Raw genomic sequence first — 19,501 nt, 5'->3', positions numbered from 1 at the left:
TTGGGCGAGAGTCGCTCGGGCTTCTGCTGGATCGCGCTTAGCGAACCCACCCCCGAGGAACTACTCGCGATCCAAAGGACATATATGATCTTACCCAGCACTGGTGGACACCGGTCTAAGCGATCATTCGGGCCTCGAAGGCCTCCGGGCTGATCAGCCCAATCGCACTGTGCCGGCGTTGCCGGTTGTAGTCCAGTTCAATGTACTCGAACACCTGCCGCCGCATGGCCTCCCGGGTCTCGAAGCGTTCGCCATGGATCGCCTCGACCTTGAGGCTGTGGAAGAAGCTCTCGGCACAGGCATTGTCGTAGCAGTTGCCTTTGGCACTCATGCTGCACCGGAGATGGTGCCGGGTCAGCAGCGACTGGTACAACGTCGAGCAATATTGGCTGCCACGGTCACTATGCACGACCACTCCCTTGGGCATCTTACGGCGCCACAAGGCCATTTTCAGGGCATCACCGACCAAGTCGGCGGTCATCCGCTCACTCATCGCCCAGCCCACCACCTTGCGTGAGTACAGGTCGATCAATACGGCCAGATAGAGCCACCCTTCGCCGGTTGCCAGGTACGTAATGTCGCCGACCCACTTCTGGTTCGGCGCCGTCGCGGTGAAGTCCTGCTCCAGCAGGTTCGGTGCCACTGGCAGCGTGTGCCGAGAGTTCGTCGTGGCCTTGAACTTGCGGGCTGCCTTGGCACGTAGGCCTTGCCGCTGGAGGCTGGCGGCGACGGTCTTGCGGTCTACTGGCAGGCCATCGTCACGTAGGTCCAGCGCCAATCTGGGGGCGCCTGAGCGCCCCTTCCGATGGTGATAAGCCTCGGCCACACGCTGATCGAGAACCGCCTGCTGACGGCGTCTGGATGACGGCGCGGCATCGCGCTGTCGCCAGGCGTAGTAGCCGCTGCGGGCGACGCCGAGGACCGCGCACATGCGCTGGATGCTGAATGCCTGACGATGCTGATGGATGAAGGCGTACCTCACTTCAGGCTCTTGGCGAAGTACACCGCGGCTTTTTTTGCGATTTCAAGCTCTTCCGACTTCTCGGCCAGCTGTCGCTTGAGCCTCGCGTTCTCTTCAGCCAGGGCCTGCTCGCGAGCCGAGACGTTCTGCTGCTGCTGGGCCTTGGCTCGCCATTGATAGAGCTGGCTGGGCTGAAGCCCTAGCTCACGAGCGGCGACACTGGACCCGACACGGTCAGCGAGTGCCAAGGCCTCATCCTTGTAGGCCTGGGAGTAACGGGTACGGGTCTTCTTCATCGACGTTGCTTGCCTTGCCATGGGTCACCTCGTTCAGTGTACTGCCTTAACGGGGTGTCCACTGCTGCTGGGCAAGATCAATAATCTTCATCCGTTGGCGATCGACAACGCGATGCACCCGCTGTGCCCGCCCAAGCTCGAGGTCTACAACGATGAGTTGTACGTCGTCGCGCAGACCGCCGAGCTGGTCGGCGACCGGATCAGCTACGGCAAGATGGCGATCTTCACCGGTCACAATCACCTTATCACCGTGCGGCACGGCAATGCCGGAGCGCTGGGCAAACTTCGGGAGCAACTCGAGGCATCGCCGACGCAGTTCGGCAAGGGTGTCGACTATGTGCTGCACGCGATCTTGCATCGCGTGGTCGACCAGTATCTGCCCATCTTCGAAATGATCGAGGACGACGTCCTGGCGATGGAGCGACGGTCGCTGCACGATTTCCTCGGGCCAGAAGAGGTGGCGCGAATCTTCGAACTAAGGTCCGAACTCACGCGGTTCCAGCGCACGCTCGGGGCTATGGCCGAGCTGGTGCGAAAGCTCGTTCGCGGCCACTTTCCCTGCATCAGCGCCGAAATGACACCATATTTCCACGACGTCGCGGACCATGTCCACCGCGTGCAGTCCATGGTCGACGGCCTCCTGCTTGTCCTGTCCACGGTCTTTGAGGCCAGCAGCCTTCTTGAAGCGCAAAGGACGGGGGTGATCACCCGCCAGCTGGCGGCTTGGGCGGCAATACTGGCAGTCCCGACGGCGATCGCTGGAATATACGGCATGAACTTTAAGCACATGCCGGAGCTGGACACGGCCTACGGATACTTTGTCGTGCTCGGAGTGATAGCGATATCGTGCGTTTTCCTATTTGTGCGCTTCAAGAAGGCTAAGTGGCTGTGAATACTGCCCATCGTTTTCTTCGCCGTCATCTGACGGTTACAGCGGGCCTTATACGGAAGCTTGTCCAATCCAACTCAAGATGAAGGTGCGTCCATGACATAGCAGCTGACCGACGCTCTACAAGCAGTTCAGTCCTTCATCGCCAAGGGCTAAGACCGCGAATAGCGCGTCAAGGACAGCAATCTCGTCGATCTCGAGCCAGGATCAACCATCGGTCCGTGCGGCATCTGCGTCGACGCGGCGTTTCGCCTCGGAAGCGGTGATGATGGCGATAACGCCTCCACCCTCTACGCGATCACCGATCCGGCGACCGAGCATAAGGGCCTGTTGATCGACGTGTTCGATGAAATCTGCTACCGCGACCCAGTTCAAGAGTCGGGACCTCAATGTAGAAGAAGTTGACTAACGAGCATTCGCGTCATCCGATCAAGCAAGCTGGAGACATTTATGAAAGCCATTGGTTACAAGGTTCCGGGACCCATCGCCGCGGATGCCGCGCTGGTCGACATCAATCTGCCTCGGCCTGTCGCTGCAGGATACGATATCCTGGTTGAGGTGAAGGCCGTCTCGGTCAACCCGGTCGACTACAAGGTCCGCAACAGCACGCCGCCGGCAGATGGCGATTGGAAGGTGCTGGGATGGGATGCCGCCGGGATTGTGCGCGAGGTCGGCCCCGACGTCACGCAGTTCGAGTTAGGCGACGAGGTCTATTATGCCGGATCGATCACACGGCCCGGTACCAATGCGGAGTTCCATCTCGTCGACGCCCGGATTGTCGGTCACAAACCTGCGTCGCTCTCCTGGGCGGAAGCGGCGGCGCTGCCGCTGACGACGTTGACGGCCTGGGAGGCGATGTTCGACCGCCTGGACGTGGCGAAGCCCGTACCCGGTGCGGCGGAGGCGATCCTCATCATCGGTGGCGCGGGCGGGGTTGGGTCGATCGCCGTCCAGATCGCGCGACAGCGCACGGACCTCACCGTCATCGCCACAGCCTCTCGACCGGAAACCCAAGAGTGGGTAAGAGGGCTTGGAGCTCACCACGTCATCGACCATTCTCGTCCGCTCGCGCCACAGATCGCCGAACTCGGCATCGGTGCTCCCGCTTTCGTCTTTTCGACCACACATACCGAGCAACATGTCGCCGACATCGCCGAACTGATCGCCCCACAAGGACGGTTCGGACTGATCGACGATCCCAAGGCATTCGATATCATGGTTTTCAAGCGCAAGGCGGTGTCGATCCACCACGAGCTGATGTTCACGCGGTCGATCTACGGCACGCCCGACATGAATGAGCAGGGCGAGATTCTGGATGCGATGGCAGCGCTGGTTGACGACGGCAAAATCCGCACGACGCTGACCCGGCGACTGTCGCCGATCAATGCCGCCAATCTGAAGACGGTGCATGCACTGATCGAAAGTGGCGCGGCTAAAGGCAAGATCGTCCTCGAAGGCTTCTAACGACCGCGATCGCCAAACATCTTGTCCAACCTCAAAAAGCCGAACGGGTTATGCCCCAGCGATGAGAATCCCATGACCAAATCTATTGCCACCGCCTCGATCAACCGCGAAACCGCAGTCGCCCTCATCGACGCGGCGCTCGCTGCGGCCCGTGCCATCGGCATCCCGGCTGCCGTCGCCGTCGTCGACGCCACCGGTAACCTGCGCGCGTTCGAGCGCACCGACGATGCGCCGTTCCTTACCGTCGATGTTGCCATCGACAAGGCCTGGAGTTCCGCCTCGTTTGGGTTCCCGACCCATGTCTGGAACGACTATGTGACCAACGATCCAAAAGTGGCGCCGCTAGCCTATCGCCCTCGGATGGTCGCTGTCGGCGGCGGTTATCCGATTCTGGAGGATGGGAAGTTGATCGGCGGCATAGGCATCTCCGGAGGCAACTATCAGCAGGATCAGGATGCGTGCGTCGAGGCACTCATGAAAATCGGGTTCCAGTTGCCAGCCTGACGACTGTGAGGCCATCACCGGTGGTAATGGCCAACAGATCCAACCTTTGAGAGGCCTAATGATGGAAGCGTTCGTCGTCTTTACGCGGGAAGAAACCAGCGACCCACATGCACTCGCAACCTATTCTGCAGGCGTCGGACCATCGTTCGATGGTCACGACGTTACCTTTCTCGCCGCTTATGGCGCGATCCAGCATTTGGAGGGGCCGCCCATCGAAGGGGCCGTAATCTTGCGTTTCCCGACGATGCAGGCCGCTCGCGACTGGTATGACAGTCCCGCCTACCAAACCATCGCTGCTCATCGCTTTGCCGGTTCCCGTTACCGCGCCTTTATCATTGAAGGGCGGCGGTGACATACCGACAGAAGCACTTCGGCGCTGACCACGAGGTATCGGCGTGTGAACTCGCATCTTGGGAATCTGTGGGGGGGACCAAGACAGCGGCGCTAGGGGCTCATATCGTCGATCGGATCAGAGAGTTGCTCGGCGAGAATGGGTTATCTATTGCCGAGCTGACGGAGCGGAGCCGCCCTCTCCCAACGGATTGATTCAATCGTTGACGCTCCTCCTATCCGGATCCGGGTTTTCGCACGCTGATCAACAGAGTTACAGCGCGCAACGCCTGTAGTGGGCATCAGGGGATGGGTGGCAATCAGGATGATTGCCCACCTTCCAACGATTAACCTTGCTCAAGTTGCTTCACTAGTCGCTCCGCGTCGAGATGGAAGTCCGAGAAAACAATGCTACCGCCAGCGTCGATAACCGTAAACCACGGAGTTCCTCGTGTGCGGTAGTCTTCCATGAAGGTTGGAAACGGCGAGCCGGTCGGTTGCTCGTCGTGACCGAAAACGATAGGAAGCTCATACTTGAGCTGGTTCACGCGCAACTTCTCGAAGGTATTCTCATGCGTTCCTTCGAAGACGGTCTGGATCACTGCGAACCCCACGTCTTTTGAGCTCAACGCTGCATGCAACTTTTGTAGCGTCGGAAACCCATGCAAATGGCAACCTTGGCACCAATGCTGGAAGGCAAACAAGATTTTCGGGCCGGGCCCGATATCTGACAGTTTGAACGGCGCGATACTTTCCCCATCTTTGCCAATCCATTTTTGCACCCGCAGCTCAGGCGCTTGTCGTTCGATCTCGTTCATCTGATCCTCCAACCCCGATACAGAAGCTTAGTGGATGATCGCGCGTCGCGACGGTGCGCGAACGTCCGACCTTATTTTCCCTATTTCCTGAAGCCAGAATAGATCAGATCGACATTTCGTCCTTAATATACTCAAGCTGCCGGCGAGCGCGAACTGGGCAACCATGCGCTGGTGAGCCTTGAGCTTTGCACGCTGCCCATCCGTTTGAGAGCGAACCTGCAACTTCCGCTCCGCATACCGCAGATCAGCGTACGCAGCCTTGGGGTTATCTACCCTATAGCCATTGGGTATTGGGAATCATGCTGGCCTGACGCTATGTTCGATACGCGATTTTTTACGATGATAGAGCATCTGTATCTGATTTTTAGTCGATTGGCTTATTCGGCGGATGTGCGGGCAAATGCTTTACGCAGAGTACTGAAATGAAGGCCGGCTTCGGTCTGCCGTATCGAGCAAGAGGGGTCACTATGGTCACCAGAGGTTTCACCGGTCGCGGTTCAGGCGACCAGTCCGATCGGATTCCGCCAGGTCAGCATCTGGTGGAGGATTTCCCTGTTCTGTCGGCCGGCCCTACGCCGAGGGTAGAGCCCTCCGACTGGAAATTCACAGTCAAAATTGGTCCGAAGCCCGTCAAAACGTGGAATTGGGGCGAATTCAACACTCTACCAAAGACCCAGGTGACAAAGGATATTCACTGCGTCACCTCTTGGTCCAAACTGGATACCGTTTGGGAGGGTGTACTCATTGAAGACATCCTTGCAGATGCAGAGCTTGATCGGCCTACCGATTTCGTCTTGGCGCACTGCTACGATAATTATTCGACAAACGTCCCTCTGACGGATCTGCTTTCCGGGAAAGCGATGGTCGCCCTCAGTTATGCGGGCAAGCCACTTTCCCGCGATCATGGGGGGCCGGCGCGTCTTCTAGTGCCGCACCTTTACTTCTGGAAATCCGCCAAATGGGTGAATGCGCTGCAATTCACGACGCGTGACGAGGCCGGCTTTTGGGAGCTGCACGGCTATCACATCTACGGCGATCCGTGGCGCGAACAACGATACACCCATGACTGAAAACGAAGCGCAAGTCCGTTCGTGGCAATCATGCGTGATCGACGACATCATCCAGCAAACACCGAGTATCAAGAGCTTCTTCCTTCGGTTGAGCAAGCCGTTCGCGCACACCGCAGGTCAGCACGTCGATATCCGGCTGACCGCGCCCGACGGCTACAGTGCAATGCGCAGCTACTCGATCGCGTCATCGGCAGTTTCGACCCCGATCGTCGAGATAGCTATCGAGCGCATGCCGGATGCCGAAGTTTCGCCGTTTTTTCACGACATCGCGGCGATTGGTGACGAAATCGAAGTTCGCGGTCCGCTCGGTGGCCATTTCCTTTGGCCTGAGCCTGCCATAGATCCGGTTCTGTTGATCGGGGGAGGCTCCGGCCTCGTGCCGTTGATGGCAATGATCCGGCAGCGCCGCGCATTGGCCCAAGCCGTTCCGACAGCGTTGCTCCTGTCCGCACGAACCGCCGAGGACGTTCTCTTCTCAGAAGAACTTCATTGCATCGAAATCAGCGATCCGGCGTTCGTCCTGGCGCTCGCGATTACGCGCGAGAAACCGGTTCGCGCATCGGACTTTGCGCGACGGATCGACGGCATGATGGTCCAAGAAATTCTAACCAGGCTTCAGGGAAAGCCGACGCAAGTGTTCGTCTGCGGGTCTAACGGATTCGTCAACATCGCAACCGATAGCGCGCTGCTGGCGGGCTTGGACGCCTCCATCATCAAGACGGAGCGCTACGGGGGCTAGCGGCGCGAGCTATCTCACGTCGCGCCGATCGTAGACGTGCGCCCTGGGAAGCTTTGGCGATCAACGTGAACCGTTTTGCCGAACACAGTCTTCGTACCCCCCGGCCTCTAGAACGCCTTCGCTCGCGATACCTGGCTCGACATCAAGCTCAATTTGAAAGTTCCTGCACTATCCGTCGTCCTGATATGCTCGACCAGCATGATGGGCGATTCGAGCGGGACCGCTTCCGTCCCAATCGAGGCTCGGTTACCTTAGAGCATCGGCTCGGCGCTACAGGAGGCGCGTGCGGCCTCTGCCTGGCGGTGAAAGCACTTTGGGCCATGTCGCCTGGATAGCGGCCAATCGTCAGCATCTGCTCCGATGTCGGCCAAGGTGCAGTCGCCATCTTTGAACGCCGCGAATTGGAGATCAACGCCATGACAGCGATCCGCGTGCAACTGCCGGAGATGCAATATGACAACTGATGTATTGCTGTACACCACGAATTGGTGCCCGTTCTGCCGCCGAGCGAAGGCGCTCCTCAAGGAAAAGGGCGTGCGATGGAAGGAGCTCGATATTGAGGCGGATCCGGCTCACCGGCAGGCCATGGCGGAAGCGTCGGGGCGAAGCTCCGTGCCGCAGATCTTCATCAATGGCACCCTTATCGGTGGCTCCGATGAGCTATTCGCGCTCGATGTCAGAGGCGAGCTCGACAAACTTCTCGGGCGCAACCCGCCTGCCACCTGAGGAGGTGCGGCTTGGGGCAGCCAGCCCGCGAGCCTTCGCCGGTTGATGAATACAAAAGGAGAGTCCGTTGGTCTCAGCCATCTGGAAAGACACTACTATCGCCACAAGCGACGAAACAGTCATCGTCGAGGGAAATCACTACTTCCCACCGTCAGGAGTCGACCTGAGCCTGCTTGAGATGAGCCCGCACACATCTGTCTGTCCGATCAAAGGCGCCGCGCGCTTCTTTCATGTTCGCGCGGGTGACGCGCTCAACGTGAACGCCGCTTGGACCTATCCCGCCCCCACTCCGGATGCCGAGGGTATCCGGGATTACATCGCTTTCTGGAAAGGCGTGGACGTTGCCTAGCAGACTGGACGGACGACTTCGCTGATAGCCATGCGGGCGCCGACATCTCAATTATCCTGCCCACCCCGGGCCTCGTCGGCTGCAGGAATCTGCCCGGCACCTTAGCGCGACCCGGCACTGGCGGTCTCGCACCCGCCGCGCCTCTGTTCTATCAATAAGGATGGATGACATGGAGCATTCCGAGTTCGATGCCGCTTTCGCGAAGCTTGCGGAGGGATACAGAGAAGGGACTTATGAAGGCCGGCGTTTCAGCTTGATCGTCCGGCGATCTGGGGACGGACGTCGCAACAGTCTGTTCGCCAGGGAGTTGGACGGGACTGACATTGTCAGCTTCAACCTCTTCCGCGTTACATCAGATAGGACATTGTTGAAGCCGTGCGAAATGTCCGCCGAAAAGGTCGTAGCGTTCGTGCTGGAGTTCCGACCGGACACCTGACGGGCAGAAGAAGATCCCGGCCAACCGGCGCGCCTGCGACGGCCGGCTATCTAAGGCTGCGCAAGCCTATAGCCGCAGCTCATTGCACTTCGTCTGGCGAGGAATTCAACATCGATACGTCGCCATCCGCGGGGATATCGGTACAGGCGCCCGTGTAAGCCAGATTGAGAAATCCTAAGCGATGACTAACACCAATGACGCCACCCTTCCGACACATTCTATTCTTGAGGAATGCACAGCGATGGCTGTCGTCAACGCTCTGAAGATTATTCTGAAGAACAGCTACGCGATCTACCTTAAGACAAAAAATGCCACTCGGGCGCATCCCGCCCCTACTTCAGGGACTTTCACTTGCTTCTCGCTCTGTCACTCACAGCATCGGCACGCCCATGACGCATGGTATCCAGGCCTCATAATTTTCCCATATAACCTTCTTGTCTTTTGCGCACCCAGAAAGACTCGAGGCTTTAACTGGACAGATGAGCCCTCGAGGGTAGTGTTCACCTGATTGGCTTTCTCATATCTGATGTTGATTCGCACAGTGTGCCAACCAGGTGATAGTTTCAAAAAACCTGCGCTTCAGAGCGAATTAGACGATCTTCGATAAGAGCGATCCGCCTCAAAATCCAAAACATCTAACATTGTCCTAGAGCCATATTTGTACCTAGTACTATGGCGCTCCCATTAACACATTTGATGATGCACAGAAAACTTAGCTCATGATAGCTTTCAGCTAACAGCTATTCGGAAGCCCGAAAGGATTCAACCGTTTAAGCGTGAACCGTCGATTATAAATACTTTCGTAAGTTAGCTTTAAAGGACGCTTTTAGTCCTTGTAAATACGCATTACGACTCCACAGCTACCAAATCCATACGGCGCCAGCAACCATTAAAACACCCGACACTACTAAAACAATAGTAGAGGCGCGATTGCTGCCTTTCAAAGTATGACCAACACCCACATCCATAACTAGGTGTCGAATTCCGGCTACGAGATGATAAATAAATGAAGAGTATACCAACCAGAAACTAACTTTGCCGAAAGGTGAAGAAAAAATCTCCTTGACTTCATTAAAACCCTTTTCTGACTCCAACGATTTGCTCAGCATATACAGTATCAGTCCCAGAAAAATAAAGAGCATAATTCCTGAAATCCGGTGCAGAATCGATGTAAGCGCCGTGAGAGGAAGCTGAATGGTTCGAATATCAAGATTAACCGGCCGCTTTTTATTCATTTTGACTCCAGTCAACAATTCTAGTGGGGGATTTCAGTTTTCGATCTCATTCATCATAGCAGCTGTAACTAAGGCTGGCGGCGACAATAATGGAGATATTCGGGGCTTACGTTGCATTTTGAGGTCGCAAGTGCATGTGCGTAAATTGAAGCAAATTGCAAGGTTATGCCCAATAGGTAGCTAGCTTATTAATTTAACTGTCAATGGCCATTAATTTTGACCCATAGCTCGTTGACATAGCTCGTTGACATAGCCCTTTAACACAGGACATCCATGGAACTCTTCAACACGCTGACGCGCCAACGCGAACGCTTGCGTACCCAACGGCCCGATCAGGTGACGCTCTACGTATGCGGCCCAACTGTCTACAACTACGCGCATATCGGTAATGCGCGTCCTGCCGTCGTGTTCGATCTGCTCTCTCGCGTGCTGCGTCACGACTACCCAAAGGTGATTTATGCGCGCAACTTCACCGATGTGGATGACAAGATCAACGCGGCCGCCTCGGCTGCTAATGTGCCCATTCACACCATCACGGAGCGTTTCATTGCCGCTTACCATGAAGACATGCAAGCGCTGGGCGTGCTGGCTCCCGATCTGGAGCCCCGAGTAACGGACCACATTCCCGCCATCGTGACACTGATCGAAACGCTGATCGAACGCGGACATGCCTACGTAGCTCAGGGGCATGTGCTTTTTCACGTTGCGTCTTATCAGGCGTATGGCGCACTCTCACGGCGTCGCCCTGACGACATGTTGGCGGGCGCCAGGGTAGAGGTCGCTCCCTACAAACGCGACCCTCTGGACTTCGTCTTGTGGAAACCCTCTGCGCCGGATCAACCCGGCTGGGACAGCCCTTGGGGGCGTGGTCGTCCCGGCTGGCACGTGGAGTGCAGCGCCATGATCGGACAGCACCTGGGAACGACCATCGATATTCACGGTGGAGGTCAGGATCTGATCTTCCCCCACCACGAAAACGAAATTGCCCAAGGGACGTGCGCTCACGACACGCTGTATTGCCATACCTGGGTACACAACAGTTTTGTCACGGTGGATGGACAAAAAATGTCGAAGTCTCTGGGCAATGTTCTGCTCGTGCGCGACCTGCTCTCCCAGGCCCCTGGCGAAGCGATCCGTCTGGCTCTGCTTTCGACCCACTACCGCCGCCCACTGGACTGGAATGACGAGCGCCTGTCACGAGCACGCCACACCTTGACCCGGCTCTATCGCCCCCTGGCAGAGGTAGAAACGCTGGCCGTCGAACATTCCGCTCAGCCGGACACCAGACTGCTGGAGGCGCTACGAAGCGACCTCAACGTCTCTGAGGCGCTTACTCGCCTTCAAGAACTGCGCAGCGCGCTGGAAGATGCCGACAACGATACCCAGCGGGCACGCGCCAAGGGCAAGCTACTAGCGTCGGCGCGGTTGCTTGGGCTCCTGCAACAAACGCCTACACGCGCGCTGGCTCCCTCTCAACCAGCGCTACCCGCCCGGCAGATAGAAACACTCATGGCGGAGCGTGCAGAAGCCCGGCGACAGGGCGACTTCGCTCGGGCGGATGCGCTGCGTGATGCCATCTGGCAACTGGGTGCCGAGGTACGCGACACCCCCGAAGGCCCCCGGTGGCAGCCACACTGAACGTTACTCCGCCCGTTACCACTGACCATGAGAAGCTCCACATGCCCCATACGCCCCAGGCGCCAGACACACTCGTCACGATCACCCTGCCGGACCAGCAACAGCTCCAGTTGGCATCTCCTACCAGCGTGGCCAACGTAGCCGCTGCCATTGGCCCGGGCCTGGCACGCCGCACGTTGGCCGGCCGCGTCAACGGCGAGTGGGTCGATGCCTGCGATCCCATCACCCAGGATGCCGAGGTTGTCGTCATTACCGATCAGGATCCTGACGGTCTCGATATCATCCGCCACTCCTGCGCTCATCTGCTTGGGCACGCCGTCAAACAGCTCTACCCAGAAGCTGAAATGGTGATCGGCCCCGTCATCGAAGATGGCTTCTATTACGATATTGCCTACGCGCGCCCCTTCACGCCGGAGGATATGGCCGCCATCGAAACGCGCATGAAAGCGCTGATCGACCAGGAGTACGAGGTCGGCAAGCAGCGTGTTGCCAGAGATGACGCGCTAACGCTCTTTCGTCAGCGTGGCGAAAGCTATAAGCAGCGCTTGATCGAAGAGCTGCCGGATGAACACTATCTGGGGCTCTACTTCCATCAGGAATACGTCGACATGTGCCGCGGCCCCCACGTGCCCAACACCCGGTTTCTCAAGCACTTTACGCTGACCAAACTGTCGGGGGCCTATTGGCGAGGTGACGCACGCAACGCACAGTTGCAGCGTATCTACGGCACTGCCTGGGCAGACCGCAAGGCGCTCAAGGCGCATCTGCAACGCCTGGAAGAAGCAGAAAAACGCGACCACCGGCGCCTGGGGCGCCAGCTTGGGCTCTTCCACTTTCAAGAAGAAGCCCCGGGCTCGGTCTTCTGGCACCCCGATGGCTGGACGGTACTGCAGACATTGATCAGCTACATGCGACGCCGCCAGCAGAGCAGTGGCTACGTCGAGGTCAATACGCCCGACATGATGGACCGCAGCCTATGGGAAACCTCTGGGCACTGGCACAACTATCAGGAGCACATGTTCACCACGAACACGGAAGACGGCCGTGCCCTGGCACTCAAACCCATGAACTGCCCCGGCAGTGTGCTGCTGTTTCGTCACGGTCTGAAGAGCTATCGAGACCTGCCCATTCGCATGGGAGAGTTTGGCAAGGTACATCGTTACGAGCCTTCGGGGGCGCTCCACGGGCTGCTGCGTGTTCGGCACTTCACCCAGGACGATGCCCATATCTACTGCACCCCCGCGCAAATGAACGAAGAGTGCCGCCGCGTCGTGGCGCTGGTGCTCGATATCTATCGCGAGTTCGGTTTCGAAGACGTGAATCTGAAACTGTCTACCCGTCCCACCAACCGCATGGGCAGTGATGCCCTATGGGATCAGCTCGAGGACGCGCTGACCACGTCCCTCGACAGCATGGACCTGCCGTACCAGATCAACCCCGGCGAGGGGGCCTTCTACGGCCCCAAGCTGGAGTTCGTGCTGCGTGATGCCATTGGCCGCGACTGGCAATGCGGCACTTTGCAAGTGGACATGAACCTTCCCGAGCGCTTCGGCCTCGACTACATCGACGAACAGGGCCAACGGCAGCGTCCGGTACTTTTACACCGCGCGCTGTTCGGCTCTCTGGAGCGTTTCATGGGCATTCTGATCGAGCATCATGCTGGCAAGCTGCCGCCCTGGCTGGCCCCTCGACAAGCGGTCGTTCTGTCGATCACCGAGGCGCAGGCGGACTATGCCACTACGCTGGCAGAAGCTCTTTGCGGCGCAGGCATTCGCGCTCACGCTGACGTTCGCAATGAGAAGATCGGCTATAAAATCCGTGAACAGACGCTGCAATGCCTACCGTTTCTGCTGATCGTCGGCAAACGCGAAGCTGCGGAAGGTAGCGTCACTCTGCGTCAACGGGACGGCACGGAACTGGGAACGTTGCAGGTAGATGCGGCCATCCGCCTGTTGGCAGATCATACCCAGCCCCCCGACCTTGCAGCGCGGCAACGGGCGCAAGCCGAACGCCTACAACGCCTTCGCGCTCCCATCCACACAGAAGAAACGGTATGAAAGCAGAGACTGATTGATCTATCTCATTCACGACTGAAGCGCCAGCGGGAGCGGGTGGACCCCCAACCACGAGAAGCCCGTGAGCCGCTGGCCAGTGGCTATCGTGGTACCATGCCATACCGTTTACCGTCACCTGGAGGCAACATGCCACTACTTGATAGTTTTACCGTCGACCACACCATCATGAATGCCCCCGCCGTGCGGGTTGCCAAAACCATGACTTCGCCTTCCGGCGACACCATCACCGTTTTCGACCTGCGCTTCAACAAGCCCAATGACACTATGATGGGCGAAAAGGGCATTCACACGCTGGAACATCTATTCGCAGGCTTCATGCGCCAGCATCTCAATGACGAGCACGTCGAGATCATCGACATTTCGCCCATGGGCTGCCGCACTGGCTTCTACATGAGCCTATTGGGAAGCCCCAGCGAATCCCGCGTCAGCGAAGCCTGGCTGGCCGCCATGCACGACGTGCTGGCCGTCAAACGCATGGAAGACATTCCCGAACTCAATGAATATCAGTGCGGCACCTTCGTAATGCACTCATTGGAAGAGGCACAGCAGATCGCCCAAGAGATCATCGACCAGGGCATTGGTGTGAACAAAAACGAAGACCTCACTCTGAGTCGTGAGCGGCTGGTCAGCCTGGGCAACGCGCCGAGCTAGCGCTCATTTCTCTTTGCTACACATCACCACCCGGTCAGGTTCGCCATGACGCCAACAAGTCCCTGATAAAGACGTATAACCATGACCACCCACTGGATTCTTGGCCCCGGGGCCATTGGCCGCTTGTTGGCACACTCACTGGCACCGCTTACTGAGGTGGCCGTCATTGGCCGCCGCCCACTGCCTGGCCAGCAAATACTGACCACGCCGGAAGGCGAAACACGTGCGCAACACTTACCTTCGTTCACCGCTGAACGATTGGCGGCTGGTGCGGCGGCACCGCCAGCTTTCGTGCACATCACTACCAAAGCGATTGTTGCCGAGGCGTCGCTGGCGAGTGTAGCCAGCGTACTGCCCTCCTCGACTCCCCTGGTGCTATGGCAAAACGGTTTTTATGCCCAGCCGCGCATCAGCCAAACGTGGCACGGCCCGGTACTGTGCGCGACGACCACGCAAGGCGCTTATGTAACCGGCGATGACAGTGTCGTCCACGCTGGTCGCGGGCCTACGTTTGTGGGGGATTTGGACAATCAGCACACAGCATTAGCGACCACCCTGGCAGCACTGCTGAGTAACGCCGGATTTACCGCCACGGCGGTAGGTGATATTCGCAGCCGCCTATGGCAGAAATTAGCGGTGAACGCGGCAATCAACCCGTTGGTAGCCCTGCATGGTGTGCGTAATGGAGCGTTGCGCAGCGATGCCTACTCAGGCCGTGTGATAGCTGTGGTAGAGGAAGTGGCGACGATTCTAGAAAAAGAAGGTATTGCACCGCCAAACGGTGGTGAAGGGAAAGCCGCTTGGCTGGCGCTGGTGTGGCAGGTGGTAGAAAACACCGCAAATAACAAGGCTTCGATGTTGCAGGATGTGGAGGCGAAGCGGCTTACCGAGCGCAGCGCTATTTTGGGGCCGTTGATTCAGAGCGCGGAACGGCATGGGCTGGGGTGTGAGGTGTTGAAGGGGTTGGATCAGGAGCTGGTGTTGCTGGAGGCGGGGTTTTAATTGGGTTTGGGTGGTTTGATCGTCGCGCGCTAAAGCGTCCTCCCACAAACGCACCCAATGTGAGTGCTGTACCAACGGCCAATAGATTGATTGAGCATTGCGACAGCGGCCCCGGCAGTTGCGCCCCCCTTCCTTCACGTCACAGGAATCATCACGACCTTACGGTACGCGGGGCGTTCGGCGAGCTGCTCTGTCCAGCGCTGTAGATGGGGGTAGGATGACCAGGAGAGGCCGCTGTTGAAGAGGTTGTAGGTGAACGGGGCGATGGCGATATCAGCCAGGCCGAAGTCTTCGCCGGAGAACCAGGGCTGCTGGCTCAACGTGGTGTCCAGTTGAGCGAAAAGTTTTTCACAAGTGGCGATGGCAGGATCGAGCACCTGACTGTCGCGCTGCTCGGGTGGGGTGCGTACATAGCCCATCAGAATGGTGCGATGGGCAGGCGTGAGCAGACTGGTTGACCAGTCCATCCACTTTTCCATGCTTGCCCGCTGGGCGGGTGCCTCGATCCATAACGGATTGGGGCCGTACTGCGCCGCCAGGTAGCGAAGAATGGTGTTGGACTCCCACAGCAGGCTTTGAGTGGCGTCATCCTTGAGCAGGGGTACCAGGCCACTGGGGTTCATGGCGAGGTATTCCGGCGTGTCGTTTACCCCGTGTTGCAGGCCTGCCATGATCTGCTCGTATGGCAGTTGCAGCTCTTCCAGTGTCCAGAGCACTTTCTTGACGTTGGTGGAGTTGTTGCGGCCCCAAAGTGTAATCATGGCAGTCCTTGTGTTTGGCGCAGTCGGTGGTTGAGCGTGCCTTGGGTGGGTGTGAGTGATGAATGGCACGTTTACAGGTCAAGGGGTTTAGTCAAGGGCTTAGCCAACAGGTCGCGAGCTAAAGCTGCCTCCCACACCACCCATATGCCTACACTCACGACTCACTTTTTACGACTCACTCCTCACTCTTTACCACTCACTACTCGCTTTTATCCTGATACAGCTTGAGCAGGCTGGAGAAATCGAGTTTGCCGTTGCCGCCCGCCTTGTGCAAGGTGAACAGCGCTCGGGCGGCGGAGCCCATGGGAATGGCTGCGGCGCTTTGCTGGCTGACATCCATGGCCAGGCCAAGGTCCTTGATCATCAGATCCACCTGGAAGCCGCCCTGATAACCTTTGGAGGCGGGAGCGTTTTCCATGACTCCCGGGTAGGGGTTGTAGACGTTGAGCGCCCAGTTGCCGCCGGAACTCTGCTTCATGATTTCCGACAGCACGGCGGGGTCCAGGCCGTTCTTGACCCCCATGTTGATGGCTTCACAGGTGCCCGCCATGAGGATCGAGAGCAGCATGTTGTTGCACACCTTGGCCACCTGCCCTGCCCCGTGGTCTCCGGCGTGGAAGATGTTCTTGCCCATGGCCTGCAGCACGGGCTGCGCCTGAGTGAACTGGGCTTCCGAACCGCCCACGATGAAGGTCAGTGTGCCCGCCTGGGCACCGCCCACGCCACCGGAGACTGGCGCATCCACGAAGCCGATGCCCTTTTCAGCGCCAGTGGCAGCGACGTGACGCGCGGTGTCGGCGTCGATGGTCGAGCAGTCGATGACCAGGGCGCCCGCCTTGATGACGTCGAACAGCGGTGCGTCGCCCTCCATGTACAGCCCCCGCACATGCTTGCCCGCCGGCAGCATGGAGATCACGAAATCGGCATCGGCCGCTGCGGCCTGGGCGGTGGCGGCGGTGTCGCAGCCCTGGGCACGGGCGGTTTCCAAGGCCTCGGCAGCCAAGTCGAAGGCCCGCACTTGAAAACCGGCTTTCACGAGATTGGCTGCCATGGGGCCGCCCATATTACCCAAGCCGATGAAGGCTACGCTGGTCATATTGTTATCCTTGTTGAGATTGGTCAGCAGTCGATTGAATAGCGCTCTCGAAAGAGACAGCGCGTGTTATTGAAGATCCGCCAGAGGGCTGGTCTCCCAGGGGGATGACAGCAACTCCTCCATGAAGCTGGGCGGCACCGAGGCCACGTCCGGGAAACGCCAGCGCGGCTGGCCATCCTTGTCGACCAGTAGTGCACGCACGCCTTCGGGGAACTCCTCATGGCGGCAGCACTGCACGGAAAGCGCCAGCTCGAACTGGAACACTTCGGCCAGCGACATGTGCCGGGCGCGCTTGAGCTGCTCATCGATCAGCCGCAAAGAGACCGGGCTGCCATGGGCCAGGGTGCGCTGGGCTTTACTGAACCACTGGTCGTCGCTGTCGACTCCCAGCACCGCCGCCACCTGCTGCTCGACGGTGTCGTGGTCCATCAGCTCGCGTATCAGTGAAGACGCCTTGTAGACAGGCGCTTCCAGCTCGGCAAACGCTGCCTGAGAAGCCTGCTCCAACTCGCGCAACACGCGGTTGACCACGCCATGGGCGTCGGTTTGCTCCCCTTCTCCCCAGCGGGCTTCCAGCAGCGCCTGGGCCAACGCCTCGCGGTGGTGGCTGGCAATTGCTCGATCTGCCAGACCCAAATGCAGCGCATCGGGGGCATTGATCTGGCCACCGGTCATGGCCAGAAAACGCCCGGTACCATTGGGCAGGCGATTGAGAAACCAGCTGGCCCCCACATCGGGGTACAGGCCAATGGTCACTTCCGGCATGGCCAGTCGCGACGTTTCGGTAACGATACGGTGGCTGCTGGCACTGAGCAGCCCCATGCCACCGCCCATCACGATGCCATGCCCCCAGCAGATAATCGGCTTGGCGAAGGTGTGCATCAGGTAGTCGAGCCGATATTCGCGCTCGAAGAAACGCTCGGGGAAGTCCGGCTCACCATCGCCAGTGATGGCCTTGTAGAGATTGACCACGTCGCCCCCTGCACAGAAGGCTTTTTCGCCTGCGCTGTCCAGCAGAATGGCCACCACACGCTCATCCTCCTGCCACTGGGTCAAGCGGGGCAGCAGCGCGTCGATCATCTCCAGGGTCAGCGCATTCAGCGAACGCTCGGCGTTGAGCGTGATCTCGCCGATCACATGGCCGTCCTGGGTCGTGTGCTCTTCAAACAGTACGCAACTCATTGCCTCTTCCTTATCTGCTCGGGTGCCAAGGCTACAGTTCGGCGGCGCCATCGGCCAGCACGCGTCGGGATATGATCAGCCGCATGATCTCGTTGGTGCCTTCCAGAATGCGGTGCACGCGGGTGTCACGCACGTAGCGCTCCATGGGGTACTCCTTGATGTAGCCATTGCCACCGTAAAGCTGCAAGGCTTCATCGCACACCTTGAACCCTACATCCGTGGCAAACCGCTTGGCCATGGCGCAGTAGGCCGTGGCATCCGGGTGGCCAGCGTCCAGCTTGGCCGCGGCCATGCGCACCAGTTGGCGGGCAGCCACCAGCTCGGTCACCATGTCGGCCAAACGGAACTGCAGGGCCTGGAAATCGGCCAGTCGCTTGCCGAACTGCTTGCGCTCCAGCAGGTATTCACGGGCTTTGTTGAGCGCTTGCTGGGCGGTGCCGATCGAGCAGGTGGCAATATTGATGCGTCCACCGTCCAACCCCTTCATGGCGATCTTGAAGCCGTCGCCTTCGTTACCCAGCAGGTGGCTGGCAGGCACACGCACGTCTTCGAAGGTAATCATCCGGGTGGGCTGGCTATTCCAGCCCATCTTGTCTTCCTTGCGGCCGTAGCTGATCCCGTCACTCTGGGCATCCACGGCAAAGGCAGACACACCGCCCGCCCCTTCGCCGCCGGTACGGGCCATTACCACCAGAAAATCGGTGCTGCCTGCCCCGGAAATGAACATCTTGCTGCCATTCAGCACGTAGTGCTCACCGTCGCGCCGGGCGGTGGTCTTGAGCGATGCGGCGTCGGAGCCTGCGTTGGGCTCGGTCAGGCAGTAGGAGCCCAGCAGCTCACCGGTCGCCAAACGCTCGCCCCACTGCTCCACAGCTTCAGGCGTGCCGAAATCCGCCAGCATCCAGGTCACCATATTGTGGATGGTGAGGTATGCCGTAGTGGAGGTACAGCCCATGGAGAGCTGCTCGAAAATAATGCTGGCATCCAGCCGCGAAAGCCCCAGCCCGCCCACACGCTCCGGGGCATACAGGGAGCAGAACCCCAGTTCGCCTGCCTTGCGAATCACGTCCACCGGGAAAAAAGCCTCGGCATCCCATTTAGCGGCGTGGGGCTCCAGCTCGTTCTGGGCAAACCCCCGCGCCATATCGGCAAAGGCAATCTGGTCTTCACTCAGCTCAAAATTCATGGCGGTCTCCGCTGCGGTGAGCCCCTGAACCCAGTCAGAAGCCTCACCCACTATTATCGTTATCGGTCACGTTGACGTTTACGTTAACTTATA

The 19,501-nt window shown here is 58.6% G+C and carries 21 protein-coding genes; 13 read left to right on the top strand and 8 right to left on the bottom strand.

Going from position 1 to position 19,501, the window contains the following annotated elements; genetic code table 11:
• Nucleotides 1–115 precede the first annotated feature (115 nt).
• Nucleotides 116–1,278, bottom strand: a protein-coding gene (locus tag HSS18214_RS0101960) for an IS3 family transposase (protein WP_156808459.1) whose coding sequence is annotated in 2 segments (ribosomal slippage) — nucleotides 116–1,020 and nucleotides 1,020–1,278 — 1,164 coding nt in all. Because the reading frame shifts where the segments join, the coding sequence is not laid out codon by codon here.
• Here HSS18214_RS0101960 and HSS18214_RS0101950 point away from each other — a divergent pair.
• Nucleotides 1,277–2,149 (top strand): magnesium and cobalt transport protein CorA, encoded by an 873-nt coding sequence (locus HSS18214_RS0101950; protein WP_016913629.1) that lies wholly within the window; start codon nucleotides 1,277–1,279, stop codon nucleotides 2,147–2,149. The genes HSS18214_RS0101960 and HSS18214_RS0101950 overlap by 2 nt on opposite strands.
• A 204-nt stretch (nucleotides 2,150–2,353) precedes the next feature.
• Here the strand turns inward: HSS18214_RS0101950 and HSS18214_RS19290 are convergent, their stop codons facing one another.
• Nucleotides 2,354–2,521, bottom strand: coding sequence for a hypothetical protein (locus HSS18214_RS19290; protein ID WP_016487060.1), 168 nt, complete (start codon nucleotides 2,519–2,521; stop codon nucleotides 2,354–2,356).
• 75 nt (nucleotides 2,522–2,596) lie between these two features.
• Between HSS18214_RS19290 and HSS18214_RS0101940 the strand changes: the two genes are divergently transcribed.
• The 3 genes from HSS18214_RS0101940 (at nucleotide 2,597) to HSS18214_RS0101930 (ending at nucleotide 4,466) form a co-directional block, all read left to right on the top strand.
• Nucleotides 2,597–3,610, top strand: coding sequence for a zinc-binding alcohol dehydrogenase family protein (locus HSS18214_RS0101940; protein ID WP_002118279.1), 1,014 nt, complete (start codon nucleotides 2,597–2,599; stop codon nucleotides 3,608–3,610).
• Nucleotides 3,611–3,682: 72 nt separating this feature from the next.
• Nucleotides 3,683–4,114 (top strand): GlcG/HbpS family heme-binding protein, encoded by a 432-nt coding sequence (locus HSS18214_RS0101935; RefSeq protein WP_005006001.1) that lies wholly within the window; start codon nucleotides 3,683–3,685, stop codon nucleotides 4,112–4,114.
• Nucleotides 4,115–4,172: 58 nt separating this feature from the next.
• Entirely contained in the window at nucleotides 4,173–4,466 is a 294-nt protein-coding gene (locus HSS18214_RS0101930; protein ID WP_003464978.1) for a DUF1330 domain-containing protein, read from the top strand.
• 325 nt (nucleotides 4,467–4,791) lie between these two features.
• On the opposite strand, the gene HSS18214_RS0101920 is transcribed toward HSS18214_RS0101930, so the two are convergent.
• Nucleotides 4,792–5,262 carry a TlpA family protein disulfide reductase gene (locus tag HSS18214_RS0101920; RefSeq protein ID WP_003464979.1) on the bottom strand — a complete coding sequence of 157 codons (471 nt, stop codon included), beginning with the start codon at nucleotides 5,260–5,262 and terminating at the stop codon, nucleotides 4,792–4,794.
• A 467-nt stretch (nucleotides 5,263–5,729) separates the two neighbouring features.
• On the opposite strand from HSS18214_RS0101920, the gene HSS18214_RS0101915 reads away from it, so the two are divergent.
• From HSS18214_RS0101915 to HSS18214_RS0101895, 5 genes are all read left to right on the top strand, one after another.
• Nucleotides 5,730–6,332, top strand: coding sequence for a sulfite oxidase-like oxidoreductase (locus HSS18214_RS0101915; RefSeq protein WP_003464980.1), 603 nt, complete (start codon nucleotides 5,730–5,732; stop codon nucleotides 6,330–6,332).
• Nucleotides 6,325–7,071, top strand: coding sequence for a ferredoxin reductase (locus tag HSS18214_RS0101910; RefSeq protein WP_002118292.1), 747 nt, complete (start codon nucleotides 6,325–6,327; stop codon nucleotides 7,069–7,071). The genes HSS18214_RS0101915 and HSS18214_RS0101910 overlap by 8 nt, the downstream gene beginning before the upstream one ends.
• A gap of 453 nt (nucleotides 7,072–7,524) precedes the next feature.
• Nucleotides 7,525–7,797, top strand: coding sequence for a glutaredoxin 3 (grxC, locus tag HSS18214_RS0101905; protein WP_005005995.1), 273 nt, complete (start codon nucleotides 7,525–7,527; stop codon nucleotides 7,795–7,797).
• A gap of 67 nt (nucleotides 7,798–7,864) precedes the next feature.
• Nucleotides 7,865–8,146, top strand: coding sequence for a DUF427 domain-containing protein (locus HSS18214_RS0101900; protein ID WP_003464986.1), 282 nt, complete (start codon nucleotides 7,865–7,867; stop codon nucleotides 8,144–8,146).
• Nucleotides 8,147–8,315: 169 nt separating this feature from the next.
• Nucleotides 8,316–8,582, top strand: coding sequence for a hypothetical protein (locus HSS18214_RS0101895; protein WP_003464988.1), 267 nt, complete (start codon nucleotides 8,316–8,318; stop codon nucleotides 8,580–8,582).
• 860 nt (nucleotides 8,583–9,442) lie between these two features.
• Here HSS18214_RS0101895 and sdhC read toward each other — a convergent pair.
• The gene (gene sdhC / locus HSS18214_RS0101890) at nucleotides 9,443–9,817 is read right to left on the bottom strand and encodes a succinate dehydrogenase, cytochrome b556 subunit (RefSeq protein ID WP_005005993.1); all 375 of its coding nucleotides are present in this window, start codon (nucleotides 9,815–9,817) and stop codon (nucleotides 9,443–9,445) included.
• 273 nt (nucleotides 9,818–10,090) lie between these two features.
• Between sdhC and cysS the strand changes: the two genes are divergently transcribed.
• The 4 genes from cysS (at nucleotide 10,091) to HSS18214_RS0101870 (ending at nucleotide 15,183) form a co-directional block, all read left to right on the top strand.
• Nucleotides 10,091–11,455 carry a cysteine--tRNA ligase gene (gene cysS, locus HSS18214_RS0101885; RefSeq protein WP_016913628.1) on the top strand — a complete coding sequence of 455 codons (1,365 nt, stop codon included), beginning with the start codon at nucleotides 10,091–10,093 and terminating at the stop codon, nucleotides 11,453–11,455.
• A gap of 41 nt (nucleotides 11,456–11,496) precedes the next feature.
• Complete coding sequence (thrS, locus tag HSS18214_RS0101880; RefSeq protein ID WP_016913627.1) at nucleotides 11,497–13,512, top strand: threonine--tRNA ligase; 2,016 nt, start codon at nucleotides 11,497–11,499, stop codon at nucleotides 13,510–13,512.
• A 144-nt stretch (nucleotides 13,513–13,656) separates the two neighbouring features.
• A complete protein-coding gene (gene luxS, locus HSS18214_RS0101875) occupies nucleotides 13,657–14,181 on the top strand; it encodes an S-ribosylhomocysteine lyase (protein ID WP_016913626.1) in 525 nt (174 codons plus the stop codon).
• An 81-nt stretch (nucleotides 14,182–14,262) separates the two neighbouring features.
• On the top strand, nucleotides 14,263–15,183 hold the full coding sequence (locus tag HSS18214_RS0101870; RefSeq protein ID WP_016913625.1) for a ketopantoate reductase family protein: 921 nt from the start codon (nucleotides 14,263–14,265) through the stop codon (nucleotides 15,181–15,183).
• Between the two features lie 134 nt (nucleotides 15,184–15,317).
• Here HSS18214_RS0101870 and HSS18214_RS0101865 read toward each other — a convergent pair whose 3' ends face one another.
• From HSS18214_RS0101865 to HSS18214_RS0101850, 4 genes are all read right to left on the bottom strand, one after another.
• Nucleotides 15,318–15,944, bottom strand: a complete 627-nt coding sequence (locus HSS18214_RS0101865) for a glutathione S-transferase family protein (RefSeq protein WP_016913624.1) — start codon at nucleotides 15,942–15,944, stop codon at nucleotides 15,318–15,320.
• Between the two features lie 199 nt (nucleotides 15,945–16,143).
• Nucleotides 16,144–17,040, bottom strand: a complete 897-nt coding sequence (mmsB, locus tag HSS18214_RS0101860; protein WP_016913623.1) for a 3-hydroxyisobutyrate dehydrogenase — start codon at nucleotides 17,038–17,040, stop codon at nucleotides 16,144–16,146.
• A 66-nt stretch (nucleotides 17,041–17,106) separates the two neighbouring features.
• A complete protein-coding gene (locus HSS18214_RS0101855) occupies nucleotides 17,107–18,222 on the bottom strand; it encodes an enoyl-CoA hydratase/isomerase family protein (RefSeq protein WP_016913622.1) in 1,116 nt (371 codons plus the stop codon).
• Nucleotides 18,223–18,253: 31 nt separating this feature from the next.
• A complete protein-coding gene (locus HSS18214_RS0101850) occupies nucleotides 18,254–19,408 on the bottom strand; it encodes an acyl-CoA dehydrogenase family protein (protein WP_016913621.1) in 1,155 nt (384 codons plus the stop codon).
• Nucleotides 19,409–19,501 lie beyond the last annotated feature (93 nt).

Origin of the sequence: Vreelandella stevensii S18214 (assembly GCF_000275725.1) — a bacterium.
Taxonomy (GTDB): domain Bacteria; phylum Pseudomonadota; class Gammaproteobacteria; order Pseudomonadales; family Halomonadaceae; genus Vreelandella; species Vreelandella stevensii.
The sequence above is the reverse complement of the archived record's forward strand: the minus strand, read 5'-3'. Positions and strand labels throughout refer to the sequence as shown.